At 58.3% G+C, this 3,953-nt stretch carries 6 protein-coding genes and 1 tRNA gene; 3 read left to right on the plus strand and 4 right to left on the minus strand.

All coding sequences use genetic code 11. From position 1 onward, the window contains the following. From JWR14_RS11580 to JWR14_RS11590, 3 genes are all read left to right on the plus strand, one after another. Positions 1-454: hypothetical protein (locus tag JWR14_RS11580; protein WP_299706126.1), on the plus strand; the 454-nt coding region annotated here is incomplete at its 5' end. Next, positions 447-569 carry a hypothetical protein gene (locus JWR14_RS11585; protein ID WP_299706128.1) on the plus strand — a complete coding sequence of 41 codons (123 nt, stop codon included), beginning with the start codon at positions 447-449 and terminating at the stop codon, positions 567-569. The genes JWR14_RS11580 and JWR14_RS11585, both read left to right, overlap by 8 nt. Before the next feature lie 80 nt (positions 570-649). Further along, positions 650-1,159: a hypothetical protein gene (locus JWR14_RS11590; RefSeq protein ID WP_299706130.1), complete on the plus strand. Its 510-nt coding sequence runs from the start codon at positions 650-652 to the stop codon at positions 1,157-1,159. Between the two features lie 228 nt (positions 1,160-1,387). Here the strand turns inward: JWR14_RS11590 and JWR14_RS11595 are convergent. The 4 genes from JWR14_RS11595 to JWR14_RS11610 all read right to left on the minus strand — a co-directional run. Next, a tRNA-Ser gene (locus tag JWR14_RS11595) sits at positions 1,388-1,477 on the minus strand. A 13-nt stretch (positions 1,478-1,490) separates the two neighbouring features. After that, the gene (locus JWR14_RS11600; protein WP_299706136.1) at positions 1,491-1,928 is read right to left on the minus strand and encodes a PIN domain-containing protein; all 438 of its coding nucleotides are present in this window, start codon (positions 1,926-1,928) and stop codon (positions 1,491-1,493) included. Continuing rightward, the gene (locus JWR14_RS11605; protein WP_299706139.1) at positions 1,915-2,148 is read right to left on the minus strand and encodes an AbrB/MazE/SpoVT family DNA-binding domain-containing protein; all 234 of its coding nucleotides are present in this window, start codon (positions 2,146-2,148) and stop codon (positions 1,915-1,917) included. Before JWR14_RS11605 ends, JWR14_RS11600 begins: the two co-directional genes overlap by 14 nt. A gap of 62 nt (positions 2,149-2,210) precedes the next feature. Further along, on the minus strand, positions 2,211-3,953 hold a 1,743-nt coding region (locus JWR14_RS11610; RefSeq protein WP_299706133.1), incomplete at its 5' end, for a malate synthase G.

Consider the following 3,953-nt stretch of genomic DNA (forward strand, 5'->3'; position numbering starts at 1 on the left):
GACGGGAACTGCAACTCAGTTCGACGCGACTGTAAACGGCCCTCCGGTCAGTATTTATGTGCCTGTCCAAAGTCCGGCGCGAGGTTATGGCATACCGGGCGAGAAGGAGATTGTCCGAGCGCTTGAAACCGTTCCGCCGCAGCAGTACAAAGATCTGGAGACGGTTTCGCTCAACGCCTCACCTAACCCCAGGGATGCGCTTTGGCAGGAAGAATACGGCGATTCGTCGTTCTCATCCGCTGCGACCGCTGATATCGAACAGGGCGTTGCGTTTTTTCCGTGGAAAGGTTGGTCAACGTTTCCACAGCGGTACGTCGATAGCACGATGCTGCATGAAACAGGGCACTTGGAGCGAAGCTTTATGGAGCGATCCGGCAAACAAACAGGACTGGCGGGATGCTATTGCGAGCGATGGGCAGGCACCATCGGAATACGCGCGAAACAACATGACTGAAGACTTTGCGGAGTCCGCCAACATGTACTGGTCGAGCAAAGGGACAGCATGCGAGGCGGAAGGGCGCAAGCGCTATCGTGCTCGATACGAATACTTCGACAGGATTGCGAAGTGATGTTTAGTGGCCGCATTTTACTTAGCGTCTGTATTGCCGCCACTGCGTGCGGCGGCATTTTTACGTCAGGAGCGACAGATATGGCAAAGCAATTTCCACGAGGTGCCCAGGAGCCTTCGGCGCCACACCCCGGGTCGATTGCGTTCAAGTATGCGTGGAATCAAAGTACGGAAATCAAGGATGCTTCAAAGTACCCGGAAGACTTCGTTTTCCGTTGCGCTGATGCGAACGGAAAGCGGACAGCTCGCGCGCATGCGGCATGGTGCATTCCTCTAGTTGAAGTTGAAACGGTATCCGTTGACGAGAACGGCAAACCGGTCGCCCCAAAAGAGGCAGACTCTGTGTCGATATCAGAGTATGGCCCGGGGCATACGTTCATTCAGCATACGCAATCGGCTCCGCACCTGAAGCGTCAGCGCGAGCCGGATAGGCAGCGGCAGAGTCCTCCGCAGGAAGACCTCATGCCGCAACGCCCACAATCGTTTACACCCAATCAATCCGGCTACACTTTATCGGACTATCGCGAGCCACCGCCGCAAGGGCGGGTAAGTTGGTGGGAAAGACTTAAAGCGTGGATTAGGAGCGCCTGATTTCTGAACTTAGGTCGGTCGCGAAGATGCCTGTGAGGTTCGTGGTAGCCCTGGCGGTGAGTCTGTTCGACCGGAAACCGGATGCGTGTGCGCGAGCGCTGGTCGATTACATCCGGCATACGCGAGAAGAAATATTTTCAGTTTTGGCCCAGCAGGAAACAAAAAACCCGCGTCGGCGCAAGGCTCGATGCGGGTTTCGGGTGCTACTCAACAATGTGAAACGTATTCTGGCGGAGAGACGGGGATTCGAACCCCGGTTAGGTTTGACCCTAAACACGCTTTCCAGGCGTGCGACTTAAACCGCTCATCCATCTCTCCAGCAAGTCGCGGATTATAGCAAACTCCCGCGGCTGTGCCAGCCCCCTGCGGCAAACGGATTAACAATCTGCAACCTCTCGTCGATGACCAGCCCGTCATGCATGTCCTCGGAGTAGAGGACATCGCATCCGGCAAGCAACGCCGCAGCCGCAATCATCGCGTCGTACACAGACAAACCGTATCGCTCTGAAATCCGCCGGCCGGTGTTATGGGTTTCCACGGTCAGCGGCTCGGTCGTGCATACCGCCCGAACGGCATCCAGCACATCGTTTGTCTCGTGCCACGACATGGCCAGCTTGCCCCGGGTCACATTGGCAATTTCGTTCAACACTTGAACGCTGATGACACCGCCTTCTGCCATCAAACCCTCGGCAAGGTCTGCTTTAACCGCGTCGCCGGACAGAAGATATAGCGCGATGTTGCTATCCAGAAAGACCTTAGCCATCGCGATTGGCGTCGTCGCGGCTGAACGTGAAATCAGCGGGCAGACGACCACGATACTGACGGAGCCGGTCAAGCAACGCCCGGCCGGTCGGCTTCTTCTTGATCTGGAATTCGCGCGCGCCCGCGATAACAACTTCTACGTCGTCGCCTTCGTGCAGTTCAAGCGCTTCCACTACCGCCGCAGGAAGGCGGATCGCCAGACTGTTTCCCCACCTGGATACTTGCATGACGGCCTCGCTGGATATACGTTCTTTCATTGTATATCCAGCGAGAATCAGGTTCCGATCTTTCAACCGTGCCGCTGCTTAACCTCCAGCCGGAACTTATGCAGCAACGGCTCCGTGTACCCACTCGGTTGCGCACGGCCCTCGAAAACCAGCGCCTTGGCCGCCTTGAAAGCCAGCGACGTTTCAAAGTGACCGGCCATCGGCTGATATTGCGGGTCATTGGCGTTCTGCTTGTCCACGACTTTCGCCATGCGCTCGAACGTCTCGTTGACCAGCGCCGCCGACACCACGCCGTGATGCAGCCAGTTCGCAATATGCTGGCTAGAAATCCGCAGCGTTGCGCGGTCTTCCATCAGCCCGACATCGTGGATATCCGGCACCTTCGAACATCCCACGCCCTGGTCGATCCACCGCACCACGTAACCCAGAATCCCCTGCACGTTGTTCTCGATTTCCTGGCGAATTTCGTCATCCGACCATTGCGCCTTTTCGACAACAGGAATCGTCAGCAGTCCATTAAGCAGTTCATCGCGTGCGCTGGCGTAACTTGTCTTCTCCAGCCCTTGCTGCACCGCTTGTACATCGACCTGGTGGTAATGCAGCGCATGCAGCGTCGCGGCGGTCGGCGAGGGCACCCATGCCGTGTTCGCGCCCGCCTTCGGGTGAGCGATCTTCTGCTCGAGCATCGCGTGCATCAGGTCGGGCATGGCCCACATGCCTTTGCCGATTTGCGCACGCCCACGCAATCCCGAACTCAAACCCGCGAGCACGTTATTGCGCTCGTAAGCCGTGATCCACGCCGACGATTTCATATCGCCCTTGCGCATCATCGGACCGGCTTCCATCGCACTGTGCATCTCGTCGCCGGTGCGGTCGAGGAAGCCCGTATTGATAAACGCCACCCGCGCCGATGCCACTGCAATGCACGCCTGCAGGTTGACGCTCGTGCGCCGCTCCTCGTCCATGATGCCCATCTTGATGGTGTAGCGCGGCAGGCCGAGCAAGTCTTCCACGCGTCCGAACAGCTCGTCGGAGAACGCGACTTCCGCCGGTCCGTGCATCTTCGGCTTCACGATATAAATTGATCCCGTGCGCGAATTGAGCTTGTTTTGCAGGTCGTGCATCGCGCCCAGTGACGTCATCACGGCGTCGAGAATGCCTTCGGGAATCTCGTGTCCATCACGATCGACAATAGCCGGATTCGTCATCAGATGCCCGACGTTACGGATGAACAGCAACGAGCGGCCATGCAGCTTCACCGCAGAGCCATCGGGCGCGGTGTATTCGCGATCCGCGTTCAGGCGGCGCGTGAAGGTCTTGCCGTTCTTGGTGACTTCCTCGGCGAGATCGCCTTTCATCAGGCCGGTCCAGTTGCGGTAAAGCTCGACCTTGTCGGCGGCATCGACGGCCGCGACTGAATCCTCGCAATCGATGATGGTCGAGACCGCAGCCTCCATCAGCACGTCCTTCACATGCGCGGCATCGGTCTTGCCGATGGAATCCGTCGCGTCGATCTGGATCTCGAAGTGCAAACCGTGATGCTTGAGCAGCACCGCGGACGGCGAGGCGGCGTCACCTTGGTAACCGATGAACTGAGCGGGTGATTTCAACGCCGACGAACCGTTTTTCAGCGTGACGACAAGCTTGCCGCCTTCCACGCGATACGCAGTGGCATCGACGTGAGAACCGTTGGCGAGCGGCGCGGCTTCATCGAGGAACGCGCGAGCGCGGGCAATCACCGCTGCCCCGCGAGCCGGGTTGAATTGCGCGGTGCGTGCAGCGCCGTCGGTGTCGGGAATCGCGTC

This window comes from Caballeronia sp. (genome assembly GCF_028292365.1).
GTDB lineage: Bacteria > Pseudomonadota > Gammaproteobacteria > Burkholderiales > Burkholderiaceae > Caballeronia.

What these genes read in the sequence shown, in the direction of transcription:
- JWR14_RS11585 (WP_299706128.1), top strand. Translation starts at nt 447, where the DNA reads ATGACTGAAGACTTTGCGGAGTCCGCCAACATGTACTGGTCGAGCAAA.
- JWR14_RS11590 (WP_299706130.1), top strand. Translation starts at nt 650, where the DNA reads ATGGCAAAGCAATTTCCACGAGGTGCCCAGGAGCCTTCGGCGCCACAC.
- JWR14_RS11605 (WP_299706139.1), bottom strand. Translation starts at nt 2,148, where the DNA reads ATGCAAGTATCCAGGTGGGGAAACAGTCTGGCGATCCGCCTTCCTGCG.